Annotated in this window: 1 rRNA gene; it reads right to left on the reverse strand. The window is 49.5% G+C overall.

What is annotated here, in order from left to right:
• A 23S ribosomal RNA gene (locus PAN06_RS14295) occupies window positions 1-1,238 on the reverse strand; the annotation flags it as partial.

Below are 1,238 nucleotides of genomic sequence, written 5' to 3' on the forward strand. Positions count from 1 at the left end.
TCAAGCTCCCTTATACCTTTACACTCTGCGAATGATTTCCAACCATTCTGAGGGAACCTTTGGGCGCCTCCGTTACCTTTTAGGAGGCGACCGCCCCAGTCAAACTGCCCGTCAGACACTGTCTCCGATAGGGATCACCTATCCGGGTTAGAGTGGCCATAACACAAGGGTAGTATCCCAACAACGTCTCCTTCGAAACTGGCGTCCCGATCTCATAGACTCCTACCTATCCTGTACATGTGGTACAGACACTCAATATCAAACTGCAGTAAAGCTCCATGGGGTCTTTCCGTCCTGTCGCGGGTAACCTGCATCTTCACAGGTACTAAAATTTCACCGAGTCTCTCGTTGAGACAGTGCCCAAATCATTACGCCTTTCGTGCGGGTCGGAACTTACCCGACAAGGAATTTCGCTACCTTAGGACCGTTATAGTTACGGCCGCCGTTTACTGGGGCTTCAATTCATACCTTCGCTTACGCTAAGCACTCCTCTTAACCTTCCAGCACCGGGCAGGCGTCACCCCCTATACATCATCTTACGATTTAGCAGAGAGCTGTGTTTTTGATAAACAGTTGCTTGGGCCTATTCACTGCGGCTGACGTAAAGTCAGCACCCCTTCTCCCGAAGTTACGGGGTCATTTTGCCGAGTTCCTTAACGAGAGTTCTCTCGCTCACCTGAGGCTACTCGCCTCGACTACCTGTGTCGGTTTGCGGTACGGGTAGAGTATGTTTAAACGCTAGAAGCTTTTCTTGGCAGTGTGACGTCACTAACTTCGCTACTAAACTTCGCTCCCCATCACAGCTCAATGTTACAGATATAAGCATTTGACTCATATCACACCTCACTGCTTAGACAGACACTTCCAATCGTCTGCTTTAGTTAGCCTACTGCGTCCCTCCATCACTACATACTCTAGTACAGGAATATCAACCTGTTGTCCATCGGATACACCTTTCGGTCTCTCCTTAGGTCCCGACTAACCCAGGGCGGACGAGCCTTCCCCTGGAAACCTTAGTCTTACGGTGGACAGGATTCTCACCTGTCTTTCGCTACTCATACCGGCATTCTCACTTCTATGCGTTCCAGCACTCCTCACGGTACACCTTCATCACACATAGAACGCTCTCCTACCATACCTATAAAGGTATCCACAGCTTCGGTAAATTGTTTTAGCCCCGGTACATTTTCGGCGCAGGGTCACTCGACTAGTGAGCTATTACGCACTCTTTGAATGAA

Source organism: Streptococcus sp. SM3 (assembly GCF_027497875.1).